22 protein-coding genes are annotated in these 22,347 nt (G+C 56.4%); 9 read left to right on the forward strand and 13 right to left on the reverse strand.

The genetic code is table 11. From position 1 onward, the window contains the following. Positions 1-7: 7 nt before the first annotated feature. The 3 genes from KUV51_RS18045 to KUV51_RS18055 form a co-directional block, all read right to left on the reverse strand. Complete coding sequence (locus tag KUV51_RS18045) at positions 8-1,009, reverse strand: ABC transporter permease (protein WP_222522847.1); 1,002 nt, start codon at positions 1,007-1,009, stop codon at positions 8-10. After that, positions 1,006-2,502 carry a sugar ABC transporter ATP-binding protein gene (locus tag KUV51_RS18050; RefSeq protein ID WP_222522848.1) on the reverse strand — a complete coding sequence of 499 codons (1,497 nt, stop codon included), beginning with the start codon at positions 2,500-2,502 and terminating at the stop codon, positions 1,006-1,008. Before KUV51_RS18050 ends, KUV51_RS18045 begins: the two co-directional genes overlap by 4 nt. 72 nt (positions 2,503-2,574) lie before the next feature. After that, positions 2,575-3,687 carry an autoinducer 2 ABC transporter substrate-binding protein gene (locus KUV51_RS18055; protein ID WP_261385913.1) on the reverse strand — a complete coding sequence of 371 codons (1,113 nt, stop codon included), beginning with the start codon at positions 3,685-3,687 and terminating at the stop codon, positions 2,575-2,577. 108 nt (positions 3,688-3,795) lie between these two features. Between KUV51_RS18055 and KUV51_RS18060 the strand changes: the two genes are divergently transcribed. From KUV51_RS18060 to KUV51_RS18085, 6 genes are read left to right on the forward strand one after another with little or no spacing between them, the layout of a single operon-like run. After that, positions 3,796-4,764 (forward strand): sugar-binding transcriptional regulator, encoded by a 969-nt coding sequence (locus KUV51_RS18060; protein WP_261385914.1) that lies wholly within the window; start codon positions 3,796-3,798, stop codon positions 4,762-4,764. Between the two features lie 35 nt (positions 4,765-4,799). After that, the gene (locus KUV51_RS18065; protein ID WP_261385915.1) at positions 4,800-5,612 is read left to right on the forward strand and encodes a sugar phosphate isomerase/epimerase family protein; all 813 of its coding nucleotides are present in this window, start codon (positions 4,800-4,802) and stop codon (positions 5,610-5,612) included. A gap of 16 nt (positions 5,613-5,628) precedes the next feature. Further along, positions 5,629-6,642 carry a thiamine pyrophosphate-dependent dehydrogenase E1 component subunit alpha gene (locus KUV51_RS18070; RefSeq protein ID WP_222522851.1) on the forward strand — a complete coding sequence of 338 codons (1,014 nt, stop codon included), beginning with the start codon at positions 5,629-5,631 and terminating at the stop codon, positions 6,640-6,642. 5 nt (positions 6,643-6,647) lie between these two features. Continuing rightward, positions 6,648-7,631, forward strand: a complete 984-nt coding sequence (locus KUV51_RS18075) for an alpha-ketoacid dehydrogenase subunit beta (protein ID WP_222522852.1) — start codon at positions 6,648-6,650, stop codon at positions 7,629-7,631. After that, on the forward strand, positions 7,628-8,833 hold the full coding sequence (locus tag KUV51_RS18080; protein WP_222522853.1) for an acetoin dehydrogenase dihydrolipoyllysine-residue acetyltransferase subunit: 1,206 nt from the start codon (positions 7,628-7,630) through the stop codon (positions 8,831-8,833). The genes KUV51_RS18075 and KUV51_RS18080 overlap by 4 nt, the downstream gene beginning before the upstream one ends. Positions 8,834-8,858: 25 nt before the next feature. Further along, on the forward strand, positions 8,859-10,352 hold the full coding sequence (locus KUV51_RS18085) for an FGGY-family carbohydrate kinase (RefSeq protein ID WP_222522854.1): 1,494 nt from the start codon (positions 8,859-8,861) through the stop codon (positions 10,350-10,352). 34 nt (positions 10,353-10,386) lie between these two features. Here the strand turns inward: KUV51_RS18085 and KUV51_RS18090 are convergent, their stop codons facing one another. Together KUV51_RS18090 and KUV51_RS18095 are read right to left on the reverse strand one after the other, a co-directional pair. Next, a complete protein-coding gene (locus KUV51_RS18090; RefSeq protein ID WP_261385939.1) occupies positions 10,387-12,396 on the reverse strand; it encodes a DEAD/DEAH box helicase in 2,010 nt (669 codons plus the stop codon). A 329-nt stretch (positions 12,397-12,725) separates the two neighbouring features. Further along, positions 12,726-13,712: a sterol desaturase family protein gene (locus KUV51_RS18095; RefSeq protein ID WP_222523070.1), complete on the reverse strand. Its 987-nt coding sequence runs from the start codon at positions 13,710-13,712 to the stop codon at positions 12,726-12,728. A gap of 124 nt (positions 13,713-13,836) precedes the next feature. Here KUV51_RS18095 and KUV51_RS18100 point away from each other — a divergent pair, with 124 nt between their 5' ends. Beyond that, positions 13,837-14,739 carry a LysR family transcriptional regulator gene (locus tag KUV51_RS18100; RefSeq protein WP_261385916.1) on the forward strand — a complete coding sequence of 301 codons (903 nt, stop codon included), beginning with the start codon at positions 13,837-13,839 and terminating at the stop codon, positions 14,737-14,739. A gap of 276 nt (positions 14,740-15,015) precedes the next feature. On the opposite strand, the gene KUV51_RS18105 is transcribed toward KUV51_RS18100, so the two are convergent. Then, on the reverse strand, positions 15,016-15,480 hold the full coding sequence (locus tag KUV51_RS18105) for a prepilin peptidase (protein ID WP_222522856.1): 465 nt from the start codon (positions 15,478-15,480) through the stop codon (positions 15,016-15,018). Positions 15,481-15,644: 164 nt separating this feature from the next. Between KUV51_RS18105 and KUV51_RS18110 the strand changes: the two genes are divergently transcribed. After that, a complete protein-coding gene (locus KUV51_RS18110; RefSeq protein ID WP_222522857.1) occupies positions 15,645-16,289 on the forward strand; it encodes a hypothetical protein in 645 nt (214 codons plus the stop codon). A gap of 115 nt (positions 16,290-16,404) precedes the next feature. Then, positions 16,405-16,839 (forward strand): type II secretion system major pseudopilin GspG, encoded by a 435-nt coding sequence (gspG, locus tag KUV51_RS18115; protein ID WP_222522858.1) that lies wholly within the window; start codon positions 16,405-16,407, stop codon positions 16,837-16,839. On the opposite strand, the gene KUV51_RS18120 is transcribed toward gspG, so the two are convergent. Genes KUV51_RS18120 through KUV51_RS18150 form a run of 7 tightly spaced genes read right to left on the reverse strand, consistent with a single transcriptional unit; the run spans position 16,840 to position 22,347 of the window. Beyond that, a complete protein-coding gene (locus KUV51_RS18120; RefSeq protein ID WP_222522859.1) occupies positions 16,840-17,379 on the reverse strand; it encodes a prepilin-type N-terminal cleavage/methylation domain-containing protein in 540 nt (179 codons plus the stop codon). Further along, a complete protein-coding gene (locus tag KUV51_RS18125) occupies positions 17,376-17,729 on the reverse strand; it encodes a type II secretion system protein (protein ID WP_222522860.1) in 354 nt (117 codons plus the stop codon). Before KUV51_RS18125 ends, KUV51_RS18120 begins: the two co-directional genes overlap by 4 nt. After that, the gene (locus KUV51_RS18130; RefSeq protein ID WP_222522861.1) at positions 17,726-18,076 is read right to left on the reverse strand and encodes a Tfp pilus assembly protein FimT/FimU; all 351 of its coding nucleotides are present in this window, start codon (positions 18,074-18,076) and stop codon (positions 17,726-17,728) included. Before KUV51_RS18130 ends, KUV51_RS18125 begins: the two co-directional genes overlap by 4 nt. A gap of 13 nt (positions 18,077-18,089) precedes the next feature. Next, positions 18,090-19,307 (reverse strand): type II secretion system F family protein, encoded by a 1,218-nt coding sequence (locus KUV51_RS18135; protein WP_222522862.1) that lies wholly within the window; start codon positions 19,305-19,307, stop codon positions 18,090-18,092. Beyond that, a complete protein-coding gene (gspD, locus tag KUV51_RS18140) occupies positions 19,307-21,304 on the reverse strand; it encodes a type II secretion system secretin GspD (protein ID WP_222522863.1) in 1,998 nt (665 codons plus the stop codon). Before gspD ends, KUV51_RS18135 begins: the two co-directional genes overlap by 1 nt. 19 nt (positions 21,305-21,323) lie before the next feature. Continuing rightward, positions 21,324-21,821, reverse strand: coding sequence for a hypothetical protein (locus KUV51_RS18145; RefSeq protein ID WP_222522864.1), 498 nt, complete (start codon positions 21,819-21,821; stop codon positions 21,324-21,326). Between the two features lie 4 nt (positions 21,822-21,825). After that, positions 21,826-22,347, reverse strand: a complete 522-nt coding sequence (locus KUV51_RS18150; RefSeq protein ID WP_222522865.1) for a GspMb/PilO family protein — start codon at positions 22,345-22,347, stop codon at positions 21,826-21,828.

The following is a 22,347-nucleotide window of genomic DNA, read 5'->3' on the forward strand; positions in this document are numbered from 1 at the left end:
TTTGCCTTCATCCTGCGCGTGCCGCGGCCCGCTTGGCGCGGTAGGCCGGTACGCCCGTCCCCAAAAGGATCAGGATGCCGATGGTGACCGATTGCCAGGTGGTTGGAATGCCGATCACGATCAAGCTGTTCTGAACGATCACGATGAGAGCTACGCCGAGAAGCGTACCGGTCAGAGTGCCATAGCCTCCGATCAGTCGCGCACCGCCCAGAACAACCGCAGCGATCACGGACAGCTCGAGACCGACAAGGGAAAATGGGTCGGCCATACGTCCAACCGACCCGTGTATGATCCCTGCAAGCCCGGCGAGTGCGCCAACGTACACATAGACGAAAAATTGCGTCCACTTGACATTGATCCCGATGCGCCGTGCGCTTTCGACCGATCCGCCGATGGCATAAATTGACCGGCCGAGCATCGTTTTCTTCAAGATAAACCAAGTCGCTATAATCACGAAAAGCAACGCAAGGGCGGCCCAAGGGATGGAATAGAAATTTCCTGCTTCCGTGGTGCCACGCGCCAGCACCCCGCGTGAGAAGTCCCGCATCGAAGGGGGCAGAGCGGAGATACGCTGCGAGCCGATGAATGTCAGGAGGAAGCCCCGAAAAATCGAAAGTGTGCCAAGCGTTACGATCAACGTCGGGAGGCCAAGGAAGGCGATGAAATAGCCATTTATCGCTCCCAAAATGGCGCCGAAGACGATGGATATGGCAAAGATGAGCGGCCACGGCGCCTCGGGCCATACAGCAAGGAAGAGAACTGTCGAGGAATACATCGCAAAGACGGCGATGGCGGTGAAACTGACGTCGATACCGCCGGATACAAGCACCAGCATGGCGCCGACGGCCAAGATGCCGATGACGATCGACGCCCGCAGAAGATCGGATACCGTGGTGATTGTGAAAAACCGTGGATCGGAGAGCGTCGCGACGACACAGAACAAAACGATCACACCTGCAACCAACGTTTCGTTGCGCGTCCAGATATCCTTGGGCAGCCAGCCGTTCATGAGGCCAACCTGTGTGCAAGATCGTCTTCGGTCACGGACTTGCCGTCGAGATTGTCAATAATCTTTCCGTCCCGCATGACCAGGATGCGGTGGCAGGTGGCAAGCAATTCTGGCAGATCGTCGGAAATGACGATAATGCCGATGCCCTGAGTGGCTAGGTTACGAATGATATCGTGGATATCCGCCTTCGACCCAACATCAACGCCCACGCTGGGTCCATTCAGGATCAGGACCCGCGGTGCGCGTGACAGCCAGCGCGCCAATGCGACGCGCTGCTGGTTTCCGCCGGACAGTGACTGAACTGGCGCGTGCACATCGGGCGCTTTGACTTTGAGTTTCGTCAGCCATTCAGACGCTTCGCCAGCCAAGTTGCCCATGTCCAGGAGACCGCGATTGCTGTGCGTATCCAACCGTCCTACCGCAACGTTGTGCAGAATGGATTGGCTGAGGAACAGGCCCTCTGTCAGCCGGTCCTCGGGGACATAGCCAATACGCGCCTGCGACGCAGCTTGCGGGTCGCCTGTTGGCACCGGCTTACCATCAACTGCAATCGTACCTTCGTCCGGAGCCACGAGACCAAACAGAGCCTTGGCAACCGAGGTGCGTCCGCTGCCCAAAAGGCCGGTGATGCCAAGAACCTCTCCGACTTTCAGGTCGAATGTGATGTCTGAGAACGAGTCCGCTTTTGTCAGCCTCTTTACCTGCATGAGCGTTTCGGCTCCCGCCGTCACATCGCTCGGCGGCACCTCGGGCACATCACGACCTGTCATGTGATAGGTTAGAGATTGGGTGTCGAAATCCTTTGCCGGCCCTTCGGCGACCTTCTTGCCGTTGCGCAGCACTACAACTCTCTCCGAAACCTCGAGAACCTCGGCCAGTTTGTGACTTACGAAGATCACCGCAACGCCCTCGTCCTTGAGCATGCGGATGATGCTCTGCAGGCGTCGCACCTCCTTTTCCGTAAGTGCGGTCGTCGGTTCGTCCATGATAATCAGCCGCGCTTGCGACGCGAGTGCGCGGCAGATTGCGACGAGTTGTTTCTGAGCGACGGGCAGAGCCTCGACCCGAGCATCGAGATCAATTTCGACCCCGATCCGGTCAAGCGCTTTGCGTGCGATGTCACGTGTCGCACCTGATTTATAGAAACGTTCATGCTGCGAAAGTTGAGTCGCGAAGGAAATGTTCTCTGCAACACTCAAGTTTGGAAACAGCGAAAAATCCTGAAAAATCACCATAACCCCGGCCGCGGCAGATATGCGGGGGTTCAACACCGTGCGCTCTTCTCCAGCGATGTGAATGGTGCCTTCGGTGGCGGGCTCAACGCCCGAAATGATTTTGATAAGTGTCGATTTGCCCGATCCGTTTTCACCGGCCAGACAAACTGCTTCACCCGGCTGAACCGTGAAATCGACGCAATCAAGCGCTGTGACTCCTGCATATCTCTTGGTGATTGCGCGGAGATCTATAAAGGCGCTGCCGCAGTCTGAAGACATGAACGACCAACTCAAATTGTGTGTACAGAGAAACAAGGAGCAGCCCACTGGGCCGCTCCTTGGATCGTCGGATCAGAACGGATAGTCGCCCATATTCTCGGCGCTCACGTTTACCCAGGCCTGGCCGTAGATCACTTTGCCATCCAGTGAGATACTCTCGTATCCCGGCAAGCCAAGATCCATACCGTCGGTAACATCCTCGCCGTTCATCACCATGACCGCGAGTTTGTTCATCGCTTCACCTGCGACGGCAGGATCCCAGAAGCCGATGCCGTCGACAGCACCAGTTTCGAGATATTGCCCAGCAATGGATGGCAAAGATGTACCGAACACGCATGTGCCGTCTTCCATCCCGCGCTCTTCAATCGCGCGACCGATGCCAGCGACATCTGTTGAGGCTGATCCTTGCATTCCCTTGATGCTCGGGAAAGCGCGCAGCACTTCCTGCGCCTTTGTGTAGGCCTGTTCCGCGTCGTCGAAGGTTTCGTTCTTGTCCCCGACGAGGGTCATGTTTGGATAGTTGGCTTCCTGATGGGCGATTGCACCATCCACCCATTGATTGTGCGTTTGCGACGTAAGCGAGCCAACGAAAACCGCATATTCACCTTCGCCACCCATGCAGGTCGCAAGCTGTTCCATGAGGTTTGCGCCGAAGTCCTCGTTGACGAACGCCTCGAGATCGTACGCTGTGTTCTGCTGTGCTGCGGCCTCGTGCGTAATGACAGCGATACCTGCATCCATTGCGCGTCCCAAAACCGGCTCCAGTGCTTCGGGTGACATTGGCACAACAGCCAGAGCGTCCACGCCCTGGGCAATCATATCTTCAATCAGTGCAACCTGCTGCTGTGGGTCGGCTTGCGCGGGCCCGACCTGAAAAGCGTTCATGCCGCTTTCGTCGGCGAACTTTTTTACGCCCTCTTCCATGCGGTTGAACCACTGGATACCCGCGATCTTGACCACTGTGGCAATGTCCTTTGAGTGGCCGTCAGCAACCACCTGCGTACTGAAAAGTGCGGTAGACGCGAGGACCGCACCGGAGAGTAATCTGAACTTCATTTTCATCAATTTTTCCTCCCTATGCCCGCATTGCGGACCATTGTCCGGCACAAACGTTTTTCGCAAGACCGGCAGAAAAATGTGACATCGCAAAGGGTTAATCGACAGAAGTGAATCTGAAATACCCAAGCGTGTAACACTTGTGCATTGACTGCACGTTTGTGACTATATAATTGACTAACGCAAGGTCAAGCCATTTTGTCGCAGGTAACTCGGGAGCCCTTTCGCGCCATGCTCATGCAAAAACGCCAGGCTGATGACGACATCGCGCAGGTGGCTTGGCTGTACTACGTCGGGAATCTCAGCCAGCAGGAGGTCAGCAAACGGCTGGGCGTGTCCCGTTTCAAAGTCCTCCGCATGCTTGCCGATGCTCGCGAGCAGGGGCTGGTTCGCATCACGGTTGAGCATCGGACGGCCGGAACGCTGGCGCTTGCGGATCGCTTGACCAAGGTCTTCGACCTACAAGAAGCCCAAGTTGCGCCAGTAGGTGCCGTGATGAATGACGACGAACTGGCGCGCAATGCGGTGGCGATTTTAGCCAGTGGATACTTGACACGCATCGCGAGCTCGGAAGGTGCCATCACGGTTGGGGTCGGTTGGGGGCGCACTTTGTCGGCAATGGCGGACAATCTCACCGGTGTTCGCAATAGCGGGATGACGTTCGTATCTTTGATGGGGTCAGTTGCATACGCCTCGCACACGGCACCGGGCGACGTGTGCGTTCGGCTCGCGGCGCAGACGGGCGGACGCGCCATTTTACTCCCCGCACCGTTCGTAGCGGACAGCGCTTTAGCCTGCGAAGATATCATGGCTCAACGGCTTGTGCGCGATGCGCTTGATGCAGCGCGTGGGGCAAGCCATGCGTTGATGAGTGTCGGCGAATGTCGCGAGGGCGCGATCCTATTCGAAAGCGGCATCTTTAGCCCGGAGCAGATCCAGCAATTGCGCGATGCCGATGTTGTCGGAGATTGCTGTGGCGTCTTCTACAAGGCGGACGGGACGGTGGCGGATATTGAACTGAACCACTGCACACCATGCGTTCAGCCAACAGATATGACCGAAATGGACACCGTACTCTTGGCCGGTGGCTCCGGAAAACTGGCAGCCACGCTGGCGGTTCTGCGGGCTGGTTTCGTCAAGAAGCTGTTGGTCGACGAAGGTTTGGCCGTCGCACTGCTCGAAGCCAGTGAGTCGCAGGACGCATAATGCAGGGTTTTGGTGTCCATACCAGCATGTGGACAATGTCCTGGGATGCGGCAGGGTGTGAACGGGCGGTGGCGAAGGCCCAATCGTACGGTATGGATTTTCTTGAGATTGCTCTTCTCGACCCGCTAAGCGTCGATGTAAAACACAGTCGCCAAGTGCTGGAAGCGGCAGGGATGCGCGCAGTCTGTTCACTTGGATTGCCGCAGCCGATTTGGGCGTCACACAATCCCGACGGTGCGGTCGAATTCCTGACAACTGCGTTGGATAAATGCGCGGCCATTGGTGCCGAAGCGTTGTCAGGCGTGGTCTACGGCGGCATCGGGGAACGCACTGGCCAACCACCGACGCCGGCCGAGCTGGACAACGTGACCGATGCACTCGTTCGCACTGCGAAACACGCAAAATCGCTTGGGCTTCCGCTCGGGATCGAACCCGTCAACCGGTACGAAACGCACTTGCTCAATACCGGCTGGCAGGCGGTCGAGATGATTGAACGGATCGGTTTGGACAACATGTTTGTGCATCTCGACACCTATCACATGAACATCGAGGAAAAAGGTATTGCGCAGGGCATCGTCGATGCCCGTGAGCACCTGCGTTACATCCACCTGTCGGAGTCTGATCGGGGAACGCCAGGTGCCGGCACAATTGCCTGGGACGAGGTCTTCGGTGCCTTGCGTGCAGTGGGCTTCAAGGGCGGCCTCGCCATGGAGAGTTTTGTCAATATGCCGCCCGAAATCGCCTCTGGCTTGTCGGTCTGGCGACCCGTGGCGTCTGGCGAAGCGGAAGTAATGGGAAACGGCCTGCCATTCCTGCGCAACAAGGCGCGCCAGTACGGTCTGATCTGATGGGGAGCCAAAGCGTATGAAAAACTCAACGCTTCCGGAACTGTACGAAGAGATGCGCCGTGTGCGTACATTCGAGGAAAGGGTAGGGGAGTTGTTTGTGCGCGGACAATCCGCAGGCTCCATGCTGCATTTGTCCATCGGTGAAGAAAGTGCAGCTGTCGGGGTTTGTGCGAGTATGCGCGACGGAGATACGTTCACCACCCATCATCGTGGCCACGGTATCTTTCTCGCGCGCGGTGCCGATCCAAACCGCATGATGGCAGAGATCGCAGGCAAACAAAACGGTTACTGCCAAGGCAAAGGCGGCTCGATGCACATTGCTGACATGGGCCTCGGCCACCTCGGGGCCAACGCCATTGTCGGCGGTGGTATTCCAGCGGTGGTTGGTGCAGGGCTGTCTGCACGGCATACGCAGTCCGGCGCGGTATCCGTGGCCTTTTTTGGCGATGGCGCGACGGGGCAGGGCATTCTCTACGAAAGCATGAACATGGCCGCGCTCTGGAACCTGCCTGTCATGTTTGTTTGCATCAACAATCAATATGGCATGGGCACGAGGATTGATCAGGCCACAGCCAATCCGAACCTGCACGAACGCGCTGAGGCGTTTGGCCTTGCTGCAAGGACGGCGGACGGTCTGGATGTCGAGGAAGTCGTCGACGCGGCAGGCGTACTTCTTGATGGTGCGCGATCAGGCAAGCCGGCATTCCTTGCCATCGACTGCTACCGTTTTTACGGCCACGCAAGGAAAGACAAGTCTCCCTATCGCACCGACTCGGAAGAAGAAGAGGGACGCAAGAAAGATCCGTTAATCCATGCGCGCGGAAAGTTGATGGCAAGCGGTCTGATGTCCGAGGCCGACATCAATGCGCTGGATGCCAGAGTGGCGGTGGAAATGGATGCGTCAATCGATTTTGCAGTTGCTGGTCAAGAGCCACAGATGGCGTCGATGTTCCGCGATGTCTATGACGCGGCTCAGCCAGAGCCTGAACCGGTGCGCACCCGCATCGACCGTGTTCTGGCGCAGGGGTGATAAGCATGGCGATGCAGGAAGCAACCTATCGCGATGCACTGCGCATGGCCTTGAGTGACGCCATGTCTTTTGACGACAGCGTCATTGTCATGGGTGAGGAGGTGGGCCGATACGGTGGCGCTTACGGCGTAACGAAGGACTTGATAGCCGAGTTTGGACCCGAAAGAGTCATCGATACACCGATTTCAGAAGCGGCAATTGTCGGGACGGCAGTCGGCGCGGCAATGACGGGCCTGCGACCGGTTGCTGAACTGATGTATGTCGACTTCATCGGTATGACGATGGACCAGTTGGCCAATCAAGCGGCCAAGATCCGCTACATGTTTGGAGGCCAGATCGGTGTGCCCATGGTTCTGCGAACCCAGGGCGGGACGGGCAGGTCCGCAGGCGCTCAGCATAGTCAGAGCCTCGAAGCGTTTGTTATGCACACGCCCGGTTTGCGACTTGCGATGCCTGCAACGGTCGATGATGCCTATCACCTGTTGCGTCAGGCGATGACTCAACCGGATCCCGTTGTGTTTATCGAACACAAGAGCCTCTACACGATGAAGGCCCCATTGAACCCAAATGCCGAACCCGTGGGATGGGGGCAGGCCAATGTTCTGCGTGAAGGCGACGATCTTGTGATGGTGACGTATTCGCGGCAGGTGCACTATGCTCTGGCTGCGGCGCAAACGTTGCAGACCGATCACGACATCTCGGCAGCCGTGGTCGACTTGCGCACACTGAATCCGCTGGACTTCGAAACGATCCGCCCTTTGGTTGAAAACGCTGGAAAGGCGATGGTGATTTCGGAGGCTGTTTTGACCTGCGGTGTCGCGGCGGAATTGGCAGCGCGGATCACCGAAGAATGCTTTGACTTCCTTGAGGACCCGGTCGTGCGTGTGGCCGGTGAGGACATTCCGATTTCGGTTTCACCTCTGTTGGAAAACAACTCGGTGCCGACGCCGGAGCTGATCATCGAAACAGCAAAGAAAATGTTCGTATGAACGACGCGATCAAGCTCACCATATCGATGCCGCGTCTTGGGGAGACAATGGAGGAAGGCACCATTGCTGCTTGGCTCATCGAACCCGGCAACAGCTTCAAGCGCGGCGATCCGTTGGTGGAGGTCGAGACCGACAAGACGCTTGTCGAGTATCCGGCACTTGGCGACGGCACGCTGATCGAAACGCTGGTGACGCAAGGTGATGTTGTAGAGGTAGGCACACCGATTGCGGTCATTGAAACGGCGGATGCGTGGGACGGGGGCCAAGGCGCTGATATCCCAGATCAGACACCTATGGTTGAGGAACACGAGCCCGAGAAACAAATTATTGCAAGACGTAAATCAGACAGTCTCCGCCCGCGCGCGACGCCGTTGGCGCGACGCATCGCGTATCAGAGCGGCATTGATCTGATAAAGATCACCGGCAGCGGTCGACGGGGCCGGATCGAAGCTGACGATGTCCGCGCAGAAATCTCTGGAATAGGTGCGAGAACGCGATCTTTGCCTAGAAAGACTGGTGCGTATTACTTCGTTCACGGCTTTGCGGGTTTGGGATCGAATTGGGCCGCCCTGCGTGCGCATCTTCAACGTGCCGGCGTTACAACCAAAGCGCCTGACTTGCCCGGTCACGGAAACAATGAGGCAGAGGCTCCGAACGTGGATGCCTTGTTGGATTGGCTTGTTCAGGATCTGACCAACCTGTCTGAGCCTGTACATTTGATCGGCCATTCACTCGGGGGCTATCTGGCGGCTCAAGCGGCCTTGCGGGAGCGATCGCGCGTTTCGCGTTTGACCCTGATCACGCCCGCCGGATGCGGTTTGAATATCAACGGAGCTTTCACAAGCGGCATGGCACATGCGCAGAGTGCTGGCGAAGTAGCACATCTCATGCGGCTGTTGGGGCGCAAGGCCGAAGCGTTGGATGTACAAGACATGACTGCCGGCCTGCAAGGCGCGCGCCTGTCCGGGCTTGCTGACGATATAGCGCGCGGAGATGTTCAACGAATTGATACGATTGCGCCGCTGAGAACTCTCGCAGGTGATCTACCGACTACTGCAATCTTTGGTTTGAACGACCAGATTATCCCGCGCAGCCAAGTATTTAATATGCCACCTTGGGTGGCCTGCCACATGGTTGATGCCGGACATATGCCCCATTGGGATGCATCGGAAACTGTTGCAGCCATCATGACGGGCCCATGAAACGACGCAAAGGAGACGATCGGGTTTGGCGTATTTCCTGACAGCAGACGGCGGCACGGAAAGCCTGCGCGCACGGATCTATGACTTGAGCGGGACGTGTATCGCCTCGCACGCGGAAGCTTACGAGACAGTCTTTTCGCCCGGTGCGCGTGCAGAGCAAAACCCGGAGCATTGGTGGGCGTGTTTGTGCAAAGCAACGCGCGCTTGTTTGGCAGAGGCAGGGCTGTCCGGAAATCAGATCGAGGCGATGGCGTATGCCACCACGTGCTGTACAGTTGTCGCCTTGGATCCGGCGGGTCAGCCACTCCGACCAGCCATCATGTGGATGGACGTGCGCGCCGACCACGAAGCCGGGGCTGTCCTGGCCACGGGTGACGCACGTTTGAAGCTGAATTCCGACGGGGCGGGGCCAGTGTCTGCTGAATGGATGATCCCCAAGGCGCTCTGGATCAAACGCAATGAACCGGACATCTACGCCGCTGCCGCGACGATCTGCGAATATCAAGACTATCTGACCCTTCGACTGACCGGCGAACGCTGCGCGTCACTAAACAATGTCGGCCTGCGTTGGCACTATGCGAACCGCGACGGCGGTTGGGCGGAAAGCCTTGTTTCAGCTCTGGATATGGCCGATCTGGTCGACAAATGGCCCGCCCGCGTTGCAGCACCTGGTGAAGTGGTCGGCCACTTGACGGCCGAGGCCGCCGCAGCACTTGGGCTGACAACCAGAACCAAGCTGGTGCAAGGTGGGGCAGATGCGCTAATCGGAATGATCGGCCTGGGCGTTTCGAAACCAGGCCAGCTTTGCCTGATCACGGGATCATCGCATTTGCAGTTCGGCGTAACAGAAAAACCATTTTACGCTCCGGGTATGTGGGGGGCATATGCTGATATCCTGTATCCGGACCGGTTCATAATCGAAGGCGGGCAAACGTCGACGGGCTCCATCATCAATTGGCTACGTCGCTTCGTGGGTGGTGAACTGGATTTTGAAACGATGAACCGCAAAGCTGCAGAGCTGTCACCCGGTTCGGATGGGCTGATCGTACAGGATCACTTTCAGGGCAATCGCACACCCTATACGGATGCACAGTCGCGGGGCGCGATTGCTGGACTAACACTCGCGCACGAGCCGCATCATGTTTTTCGCGCCGTGATGGAGGGAATCGCCATGGGCACTCGGGCGATCCTCGATGCCTTCGCAAAGGGTGGGTATCAAGGCACGGAGATGATCGCGGGCGGTGGCGCGACCAATTCCGATCTGTTCATGCAGATCCACGCAGATACAGCGGGCATGCCTTTACGAATTCCGGCTTCTACCGATGGTCCATCATTGGGATCCGCGATCCTTGCCGCGCATGGCGCAGGGCACTTTGACACCATAGACGACGGCATAGAGGCAATGGTCAAACCTGGTCGAGTGATTGATCCAAACCCCCAAGCGGTTGTGGCATATGAAGAAATCTATGCGCGCTACACTGCTCTCTACCCGGCGCTTAAAAATGCCTTCGAGCGGTAAGGGCCGGTCGCGCACTTCTTTGGGCCATGCGCAACTACTTCATTCGCCGTTTGGGTGTGGCGTTGCCGCCTTTTGCGATCTTTGCGGCGGCCCGCGCGCGGTTTTTCTTGCTGGTGGGCTTCCCTTTCGGGGGCGGAGGACCCTTCGGCTTCCGCGTACCTTGGTTGGACTGCTTGCGTGTCCCCGACGTCGACTTGGCTTTCGATGTGCCTTTTGGGTCCGAAGGAGAGGGTTGGCGTTTTTTCAGGGCTGAATGCACTGTCTCGTCTTTGTCGTTCGCTTGAGGCGTTTCACCTGTTGGCTTTGAAAACCTCGGATCATAGGGCTTTGGCTTGCGGCGATGCGGACCAAGCGCGTCGTTCCGATGAATCGACCCAGCGTCCGCTTTGCCATGATGTGGTTTGCCGTTCGGCGCGCGGCGGGCTTTGTGTGAGCGCATGTGCGGAACATCCGGTGCCGAAGCCAGGCGCATGATGTCTTTTGATCCTTCGATCCGCATGTCAGCGCCAATGGCTGCTACGAACCCGGCTACGGCGGCATGCCGGACTTCAAAGTAAGAGAGATCGTCAGCGATGCGAATTGCGCCGATGTCTTCTTTCGTGATGTTTCCCGCTTTGCACAACATTGGCAGCAAATGACGTGGCGAAGCATTCTGGTTTCGTCCCTCCGATACTGAAAACCAAATGCTGTGACCGAAATCTGCCTTCGATTTCTCAACCCGGACTGATCCCAGTTCTTCAGGAGCAGAACGATCTTTTTTGTATTGGCGCAAATACGCAGCGGCCACTTGCTCGGGTGTGAAGGTCTTCAACAATTGATCGACCATCGCGCGTTCGCTGCCGGTAATTTCGGCCTGCCAGTGATCATCGGTCAGCATCCGTGCCTCGTCGCGTTCATTCACCTGCTCAGCAGACGGCGCCGGGCCCCATTCGGCACTCAGTTTTGCAGATTTCAGAATACGTTCCGCCTTTTTCCGCGAAGGGGGGACAACCACCAGCACACTCACGCCCTTGCGACCTGCACGCCCTGTGCGACCGGACCTGTGCAAGAGAGTTTCATGACTCTTCGGCAGTTCAGCATGAACCACCAGGTCGAGATTGGGCAGATCGATCCCGCGCGCTGCCACATCTGTTGCCACGCAGACCCTTGCGCGCCCGTCACGCATCGCTTGCAGCGCATTGGACCGCTCGCCTTGCGTCAATTCACCGGACAATGCCACGACCGAAAACCCACGGTTTGACAGCCGTGCAGTCAAGCGCGACACCATCGCGCGGGTGTTGCAGAAGACAATTGCATTCGGAGCCTCGTAGAACCGCAACACGTTTACAATTGCATTTTCGCCGTCGTGATCGGCGACCATCATGGCACGGTATTCGATGTCCGCATGCTGCTTGTGTTCACCTACGGTCGATACGCGTTCCGCATCGCGTTGATAGTTTTGCGCAAGTCGCGCAATGGCGGCCGGTACAGTGGCTGAAAACAGCAGGGTCTGTCGTTCGTGTGGCGTTTCCTCGAGAATGAATTCCAGATCTTCACGAAATCCGAGGTCCAGCATTTCGTCGGCCTCATCCAGCACGACCGCACGCACCTGGGTCAACTCGATAGACCCTCGTACGATGTGATCACGCAAACGGCCCGGAGTGGCAACAACGATATGCGCACCACGCGCAAGGGCGCGGCGTTCGTCACGCATATCCATGCCACCCACGCAAGATGCCAGACGGGCACCTGCATCAGCGTAGAGCCAGCCAAGTTCACGCTTGACCTGCATTGCCAGTTCCCGTGTTGGCGCGATCACCAGGGCAAGCGGCGCACCGGGTGCTTGAAATACCTCGTCGCTGCCGAGCATCGCTGGCGCGATGGCCAACCCAAAACCTACGGTTTTACCCGATCCGGTTTGCGCGGAAACCAGAAGGTCACGACCTTCCAGCACTGGTTGAGTGACAGCCTGCTGAACAGGGGTCAAAGCATCATAACCCTTTCGGGCAAGGGCATCTGCGATGGTTTTTTTCACGGCGGAGGTTCTTTGCTTGGGACAGGCCATCGCCTCGCAGACTTGCGGGCGGCGCTGCATCCGGGGTTAACGAGCGGCGTCTATCGGGTCCCACCAGAGTTGTATAGGCGCCCTTGCCAAGTTGTTTGGGAAATAGATCGTTTTTGCCGCTTTTTCCGTGCCCACGAGATAGTGCTAGCCGTTAGCACTCCTCCGGCGACGTGCAATTGGCAATCTTGTTTGATACCATCTTCGGTAAATCCAGCAGCCCGGATACCAGCCAAAACACTAGCATCCTTTGCGACCGATTGAGTTGCGTTCTGAGACGCAGCGTCCGCTGTGCCTACAATGAATTTACAATATTCCCCGGCACACCTGCATCAGCGTGTTCCATTGGTGAATTTCTTGCGCCGTTCGCGGATCTTGGCATCGGATTCAGCCGTCCCATCATGAAACGATCCGAACCACTTGTCCCAAGGCAACTCAAGCGAACCATAGTTACACTCGAAATACCTGTGGTGCATTTGGTGGTGGAACGTGCCCAGCTTCAGACGGTTTTTGTCCTTGATCACCATGCCCTCAAAGCCTGTGTGGGTCGTGGCCGCGGTCAACGCATAGTACTGCAAGTGGAACAAGATATGGACAGGATGGGCCGCCACGACAAAGTGGACCAGCACAGAGCCAAGGAAGATCAGGTGCTCGACCGGATGCATCGCCATACCAGACCATGGGCCGACATTGATGTTGCGATGATGCAGCGCGTGTACGTGCCGGTAGAAGAACGGAATGTGCAGAAAGCGGTGTATCCAGTAAAAATAGAAGCTCTCCCAAACCGGAATGAGTAGAAAGAGAGCCACAAACCAGACGGGATGAGCGGCCCAGGTCAACATGGGCGCGTACCCGTTGGCCATGGCCCAGAACATCAACACTTCGTAGGCAGTCCAGACGGTGACACCGCTGGTGAGTGTCCAGAAAATGTTATCTCGGATCTGCCCCCCTAGCGTGAACTGCCGCCCATTTTTCATAAGGGGGCGCGAGTCATATTTCAGTTCCCGACCCTGTTTGGTGAAGGAGTAGAAATAAAGGTGCAGTCCACCGGCGACCAATGTCATCAACACGACATTGCGCACAAACATCTCGGCGATCCAACCAAACGCAAGCGTTCGTGTCTCTTCCAAAGGGGGTTGGAACCAGTAGAATGTTACGAAAGCGATACCGACAATAATCAGCCGCTCCGTCAGAAAAAACCATGAATTCCACAGCCACAGCAGCATGGCTGCGGGACGGGGCGGCCAACTAAAAAATGGTGAAACCTGCAGCGGTACGTTTGGCGTGTGGTTCCAGCCTTTGAGTGGGGCATCGGACATCATAGGTCTCATCTAAAGCACAGCTCGACAAATCCTGACACACCTTCACTGATCAGAAAAATAGTATTTAATGACATACATCATCTGAAAATCAGAGGTTTTGATGCCGCTTACCCTTAAGGCAATGGAATACTTCACCACTGCGCTGCGCCACGGCAACATCGCCAAGGCCGCCACCGAATTGAACATAGCCGCCTCGGCGGTCTCGGCTGCGATTGATCAGGTTGAGACCGAGTTTGATCTGACCCTTGTGAGCAGACATCGTGCGCGGGGGATACGGGCAACTGCCAGCGGCCGCCAAGTCGTGCAAAAATGCGAACGGTTGCTGGAAGAATATCGCGCCCTATTGGTTGAAGGCACCGACCTCAAGCGGGCACTGAGTGGAGTACTGCGGGTTGGCTACTATGCCCCCATCGCGCCTGCCTTTTTACCGCAGGCCCTGTTAACCTGCCTACCGTCCGCTGCCGGCGTCACGCTCAAATTCGAGGAATGCAACAACGATGAAGCGCAAGACGGACTGCAGAACGGCAGATATGATGTCATTCTGTTTGTTGCCGAAGATGTCCAACCGGCCATTGAATATGACCCATTGATCGTCGCGCCACCCTATTGCCTCTTGTCGGCCGGCCACGCACTTGCGCAGGCCCCGGTAGTCTCCATCGATCAAATCGCGCGTGAACCCTTGATCGTTTTGGATCGTCCCGTCGCGGCATCCTACTATGAGGGCCTGTTTGCAGATAGCACCCGCAAGGCACCTATTGTGGCGTATGCAAACTCCACCGAGATGGTCCGCAGCCTTGTGGCGGCCGGGCGTGGCTGCGCAATCCTCAACATGCGGCCATTGACGTCCGATACCTATTGCGGAGCGAAAGTTGTGGAGCGCCCGATCTCGGACGTGCTTCCACCGCTTACGCTCGCGATCGGTTATGACAAGTCTCGCCCGCGTCGGATCGTCAGCGAGTTCGTAAGAGCCTGCCATGCTCACTTCACCCGCACCGGTTCGACTCAATGCGTGGTAATACGCTGAAAGAATGCAAAAATTGTTGTGAAGTGGGTCCCAAACCTTTGCTGTGCAGCCAAAAAATGCGGTGCCAATATTTTACCGGGAAGCGAGACGCGGCGACACAGTAACCTCTGGCTGGATAGGCAAAAGCAGATCTGTCCGCAGGCTGCTCGCAATCGGCGCAGGCGGCGCTCATCCAATTTCACTCGTGCTAGTGTGCAGTTCGGATGGATCAGATCCTCTTCATCGGGAAATCCACCGACCTGTATACCGGTTCAGAAAGCACGTCTTCGTCAAAACTCAAAGCGTTGAAATCCACACCACCCAAGCTGCGAAGCACAAGAATGGTCCGAACGGCAAAGCCACATGGATGGCGGCGCGCCCTCGCCACAATGAGCTGATCAGCACAAAGCCCAAGGCAGCCATGGCCGCGATCAAGACCACCTGCGCCGAGCCAATCAGGCCGCAACACAAAGCGATTGGCGCCATGAGTTTCACATCGCCGAAACCAAGCCCGTCGAAACCCGATCTCCAAAGAAAAACCCGACGGATCAATTCAAAGGCGATTGGCCAGAATACGGCGGCCAGTACATGATCCTGCCACGGTACACGTGCGTCCGTTGCAACCCAGTACAACGCGGCGCACGTCAATCCCAACGTTGCAAAATTCGGAATTTCAAACCGAATGAAGTCGACGACACTTGCCCAGATCAGGCATCCGCCGATGGTCCAAATCAGTATTGTGCCGGTCCAAGGGCCGAGCATCCTCAAACCGCTTGCGTAAGCAAGCAGATGCACGACAATCAACACACCAATCAGGATGGGGATCGACCGATGTCGCGAAGCAAGAAGCTGTGAGTGAATCACCTCGGCCCGTTCAGACCGGGAGAAGCAATGGCTATGCCCTGATTGTTGTCTTGGGGGCGTTGATGGTTCTGACATTTCTCGCTTCGCTTAGCAGCAAAACGCTGCTTGCTGAATACCAAAGCAGTCGTGCGACCTTTGAGCTTCAGGAACGTCAGGCTGTGTCTCGTGATGCGGTAGCCTTTGTCATGGACTTGGCGCTTGGTGCACAAACGCCCGCGCATTTGGAATTGCCGGGGTCCCCCAACGTCCGGATCGATCTCGTGGACGTTGGGGGATTGATCGACTTGAAGACTGCGCATTCTGCGTTGTCAGCAAAGGTGATGGAACACCTCGATTTGTCCCCTGATCAACAAAGAAAGTTCCGAAACTGGCGGCGCAATCCGGGAACCGAAGAGGATCTTTCTGCTTTCTTGCGCGTTATCGATGGAACACCTGATCAGCTTGAACCGTTGTCGCAATTGGCGACGCTGCGCTCTGGTCGGCCAGGCATTTCACCACTGCATGCACCGCGTGAAGTTTTGGAAATGATCACGGGTACCGGTGAAGAACATGACAAACTGACAAAGCCGGTTCCAGACGCGTTTACAAGCCAGCCACGTCGGACGCTCGTGCAGGTTTGGGTCAACCGTGACGATGCGCGATGGCTTGCCGGGGAGGTCCGATTGGCACGCAACCATAGCTCGGCTGCATGGCTGTGGGCACCATAGTCACTGTAGATGGCGATCCCGTAAAGCACTCGCCAGGGCCATTGTTTTGCTTGATCATCTGATTGTTCTGCAAGACATTGCAGGCATAGATCTTCCGCAACATTACAGGTGACTTATGACTCGGAGTGCCAACCGGCGCCAGTGGAGCAGCCGTACGGGTGCGACCATTCTCGAAGTGCTTATTGTACTGTCCATTATCGCGATGATTGCGGCTGTCGTCGGTCCGCGTTTGGTCGGGTATCTCGGCAGGGCAAAGACTGAAACGGCAGCATTGCAAATTGATCAACTGCGCAACGCCCTACAGCTATTCTACATCGACGCCGGTCGCTATCCATCGAGCGCGGAGGGTTTGTCCGCGCTCTATGATCGCCCTGCCGGTCTGGGTCGATGGAATGGGCCATATCTGGAGACCAAGAATGCACTCATTGATCCTTGGGGGCGGCCATACATTTACGACGCCCCGTCCCAGGATCATGATTTCGCTGTCTCAAGTCTTGGCCGTGACGGCGTATCCGGCGGCGATGGCGAAGACGCTGATGTGCCTGAATAGCTATTCTGCGGAGAGGCGAGTCATCTCAACGAAATCATTCCAAAACAGCGGGTTGGCACCGGCAATGCGGATGAGCGTTGGCAGGCTGTCTTGACCGGTCCAGCCGTCATGCCAGCCGGCCTCGCCCGCCAATTCGCCATAGTAGCTCAGACGCAATTCCGCTTCAGACAGCAGCAAAACTTGACCCAAACTCTCTTCACCATCCAGTAAATGCAGTTCTGTCCTTCCAGATACTGTTCGCAATTCGACAATGAAGCTTTCGGCGCGCCAGGCCAATGCGTTGTCGCTGCGGGCATGAAATATGATGGAGTCCGGACGGCCAACAAACTGCATTGCCTCGGTTGGATCTGCACGCTGGATCCACTGTCGCAGCAAAGTCCGATGGTGCATCTGTTCCGCTCGTTCACGCACGTCATCGCTGCGATCCAAAAGGCGGACCGAGTAGCCCATTATGGATGCGACAATGGCAGAGACCAGAGCAAGCAGGAACAACGAAATCAGCAGCTCAAACAACGTAAAGCCCGAGCGGCTGCGCATCATTGGGACGGTGTCCAGATCGTACGTTCAGCCAACAAGCGCTGGTACTGGCCATGCAGGGTGAATGTCACAGTCGTTCCAGAAACATCGTGGAAAACCTGCGGGCGGACCGTCCTGCTCATCTGCCATCCCAGCGGCAGATCGAGTGTTCTTTCGGATGCATCCATGCCAGTCGCACGTTCAAGTGCCACCAACGACTGCATGACATCCCCAGCCAGCAATTGTTCATTGGATCGTTGCGCACGTGCGAACATGTCACCCTGTCCCGGCAACAACATCGAAACGACCAGTGCCATGATCACAAACGCGACCAGCACTTCGAGAATAGTAAACCCGCTCGCGTTCGACCTCATGGCGTCATGTGGTTCGCAAGCTGAACGCGACCTGTCAAAGGAGATACAGTGACGAAGTAAGTCGTGTCTTTCTGGCGTATGCAAAACGGCTCGCTTAGCGCGGAACCGTCCGACAGGTATACGACGCGGTCGTTTGGAGAGCTTGAACAGAAAAGGACGTCGGGCTTCCACACCTGCGCAATGCCGCTCCGAATAGCGCGCAAACGCACTGCAAGTGCTTCTCTTTCCAAGCGCGAAAGTTCCTCCTGCAAGGCCAAATGGCGCGGCGGTGGTCTGAAGGACGGGATGGCCACGCCAATGACCAGAGCCGTGATCGATAACACAATCAGTGTTTCCAGAAGCGACATGCCCAAGCAGTTTTCAGAAGGCGAGTTCATTGAGGTCCATGATCGCCGAAATCGTGGAAAGGACGACGATGCCTATCCCGCCACCGATAAGAAGCGTGATTATGGGAGTGATAAGCTGAACCACTTGCTTCAGCGTTCTTGCGGATTGTTGGTTCAGGTCAGTGGCAATGCGACCAAGTACGACGGTCAGCTGGTCTGACTGTTCGCCAGCGCGGATCATCGCGGCTGCGACTGGATCAAAACCCTTTGCTGAGCATAAGTGATCCGACAGGAGAGCGCCGGCCTGCACTTCGCGTAGCGCATGGTCCATAAGTTCCGCATTGCCTCTTATGCGTGCCGCGTCCCGCGCGGTCGCAATGGCTGTTGTCAGCCTCGCGCCACTGCTCAACATCAGATGCAGGTTTCTGCAAATCTCGAGCGTTGCGTGTTGAACGATCATCCGACCAACAATCGGGAAACAACGCATTGCTGTTGCCGACGCCGCGTACAAAGCCTTTCGAGCAAAGAGGAATGCGCCCCCCAAACACGTGGCGAGTGCAAAGATAATGAACCAATAGTCTATCGCCAAAGATCGAAGGACCAGCATCACTTTCAGGGGGAGCGGGATGTCCGCACCCGCACTGACAAAAACCGGCGTGAGTGTCGGAACCAGATAGAAAACCAGAACTGCCATTACCAGAGCAGCCGTAGTAAGCAGGATGATTGGATAGACCATCGCCCCGCGGATTTCATGGTACAAAAAAGCTTCTGCATTGAGTAATTCAGCAATGCGCTGCGCAGTTTCCGACAGTGTATTCGAAGCCTCTGCTATGCCAACGAGCGTCACCAGACGTTCAGCAAACAAACCATTCTCATCGTTCATTGCATCGCGCAGTGTCGAGCCGTTTTCGACCGACAGCGCAATACGACCAAGACTGCGCTGCATGCGCAGATCATGGGATTGGTTTGCACAAAACCGCAAGCTGGCGCACAGCGGCAGATTTGCCGCCAACAAGGACGCAAATGTTGCAAAAAAGCGTTCAATTTCAATAGGCTTGTGGGCTGGAGTTGCGCCTGTAAGCGAAATCTCACGTGCCCACCAAGGGTCCTTGGTTGTCCCGGATTCGAGACTGATGGGCGTGACGCCCATAGCAGCGAGGGCATGCAGCGCGGCGGCTTCCGATGTAGCGTCCAGATCTCCACCGGAGATCTGACCTGATGCGTCAAATGCTTCGTATGAGAACCGTGGCATCACTCGATGATCCGATGCCCGACGTCTGGCGTGCGTATGCCGGACTGAACAAGACTTTCTGCACCTCGTATGCGACGGCGCAGTTCGTTTGTAACGCTCCGTGCATCATGCCCATTGTTCACAATCCTCGGCGTTATGAGGATCAAGAGCTCGGTCTTGCGCACGCGGTCCGATTTGCTGCGAAAGAGTGTGCCAAGAACAGGTACATCACCCGCACCCGGCACTTTGGTCTGGCCGACCTCTCTGTCTTCCTGGATCAATCCGCCCATCGCGATGGTTTCACCATCTCCTACAACAACGGATGTTTGTAGTTGACGCGTCGAAATCGTGGGCGAGTCGATGCCCGATGATGTGGTGCTGGATACGCTCGAAACTTCCTGCTCGATGTCCAGTGTCACGAGACCGCTGTTCGACGTCCTGGGACGAACCGACAAGATGACACCGGTGTCCCGCAATGCAATTGAGTTGACCACGGGCGCGTTTGGATCGTCGGTGTCGCGAACCTCGCGCGTTGCGATTGGCACCTGATCCCCAATCTGCAATCGCGCCTCCTGATTATCGAGAACAAGCAGGCTGGGTGAGGAGACGACTTCGACATCGGTGACCGCGCTCAGCGCCGACAATGCCACTTTCGACGATGCGCTGCCTTCAAACAGAATGGCGAGCCCTGGGAAACTTCCGTTTACCGCTCCGTTCTCAAGATCGGAGAAAGTTGATTTAAAATTGCCCTGTTCGAAGAACCAACGCAGTCCGAAATTGAGCTCATCGTTCAGGGTGACTTCCGCGATCGTTGCTTCCAGCAGAACCTGAACGGGCGTCGTGTCCAGCGTCTGGATCAACCGCGCAACGGCTTCTTGCTCGGAGCGGGTGCCCATCACCAACAATGCGTTGCGCCCTTTGTCTGCAACGATCTGCGCGGCACTTACAGCTTCAGTTTCTTCACGACTGGCACTTTGCCCCATCATCTCGATGAGGAGAGGCGCAAGTTCTTCCGCGTTTCTGTGTTGGAGTGGAAAGACAGATGGCTGACGCTGCGCGCTTTCGGCAGCATGGTCCAAGTCGCGTATCCACCTTTCAGCCTCACCGAGATATTTGGACCGTGTCGACACTACTATTACAGCGCCAAGCTGCTGTGACGGCAGGAACGACACCACGTCCTGCAAATTGCCACCTTCACCTGTTTCGAAGATGACGTTCAGCTCTTCAACGATAGCCTCCGGTGTTGCCGACTTTACCGTGAATAACCCAACCGACTTTCCCTTGAGCACATCCACATCAAACAGGTTTACAGCGTCGATGGCCGCGTTGATCTCACCGCGTGTTCCCGAAATCAGAACGACGTTCCGCTTTGGAATGGCCTGCAGTTGCACCTTGCTGCCCGCGATAGGCGTCAGCAGACGGATCATTTCCTCGGTTCCAATGTACCTTAGCGGCAGTGCGACAATGCGGGATCCGGCACCGGAGATATCTGACGGGCTGGAAATTCGGCGTGTGGCTCCTTCGGCCGGTACAATTGTAATCAAGTCTCCCGCAGTTTGAAGCGTAGCACCGTTCAATTCGAGTACTGTTTGGAACGTGTCCAGCATAGCTCTCTGCGTCAGCGGTCTCGTCGTTTGCAGGGTCACCGTGCCAGATACACCGGGATCAATCGTGTAATTCTTGCTCAAGGCGTCCGCCAAGACTGCTTTGGCGGCTTGATCGATAGGCACGTTCACGAGGTTCAAGATTATGTCCCCGGAGGCTTCGACGCTGACCAAAGGCTGCGATGTGTCCGCCGCGTCGCTCACGAAACTATCCGTCCCGATGACACGTCGGTCTGCATTCCGGCGTCCGAACAAGGGCAACCAGGGGCCACGATTTGTGCGGGCGCCTGTTCCCTCTACCGTATTGGCCAAAAGCGGCGCCTTTGCCGATTGTGTTACTGGTTCTGTCAACATACAGGCGCCAAGCAACAGCAGAGTAGTTACCGCAGCAATTGCGCGGTGTGCGATTTCCATGATTGGTCCGTCGCTTTCGTCAGTAAAGCTCGATACGCAGTTCCACTGTTCCGGACTGCAATAGAACGCCATTGTCTTCGATTTTTTTGAGCGTCCAACCCGATATAATATCATTCTCTCCGTACCAGTCCGGTGCGGAGGCATCTATTGACAAGAATGCTTTTGATAGCGCGCCGCTTATGGCGACGCCGTAGACTATAACTTCAGGTAGAATATCAGATTGCGTAGTTTCCGCAATAGACTGAGATGCGTCGCGCCGCTCAACCGTCTCGACAGCACTCACTGGCCTCCTATTCGGTGCAAAGAGCGGACGGGCCAGTACCTGCGAAAAATCAGTGTCGTCAATTGGCGAAGCTTGTTCGAATTGTCTTTCAGCCGCAGGCAAACTGACCTCTGGTATTGACGGCATGACGCGAGGTGCGCCATAGCGAAACGTCTGGAATGCTTGCCACGCAAATAGACATGCAGCGAACCAAATGACGATACTCCCGATGATGGGTAAACCGCGCGATATCATGAGGTTACCTCACCGGTTCCGCAAATGTGACGGCGGCGACGCGAAACGAGACCTGAAGAACGGGCTGGTCCGTGTCTGCGCCCAAACCGGACGTTCTCCGTATCGCTGCGGCCTCCACGATCAGCGGTGGCTCATGGTTTTCGATCGCTTTGACAAGAGACAGAATCCGATCCAGCGGCGCACGCAATTCAAGGGTAAGAGCCACGACTTCAGCGTCCATCCCCAGTTCGGATTGTGCAGGAGATACTGCGGAAAAGGTGACACCCGTGTCTTGTGCCAGTCTCCCGAGCGCGGCTTGCACTTCCAGAACAACAGCGCGGCCGTCAGACGCGCGCCAAATCACATCCTCAACCGGAGCGGACTGAACCGCTTGCAGATCATGTTCCAGCGCTCTGATGCCACTAACCAGCTGCAAATAAATGTTTTCGGCACGCGTCGCCTCGCGCAAGATGTCTCTTTTCCACGCGATTGCAGGCTCCACCAGCCCTATCCACGCCAGCGTCAGCAGTGCACAGGTTAAAAGCAA

This window comes from Tateyamaria omphalii (assembly GCF_019802125.1).
GTDB classification, from domain to species: Bacteria; Pseudomonadota; Alphaproteobacteria; order Rhodobacterales; family Rhodobacteraceae; genus Tateyamaria; species Tateyamaria omphalii_B.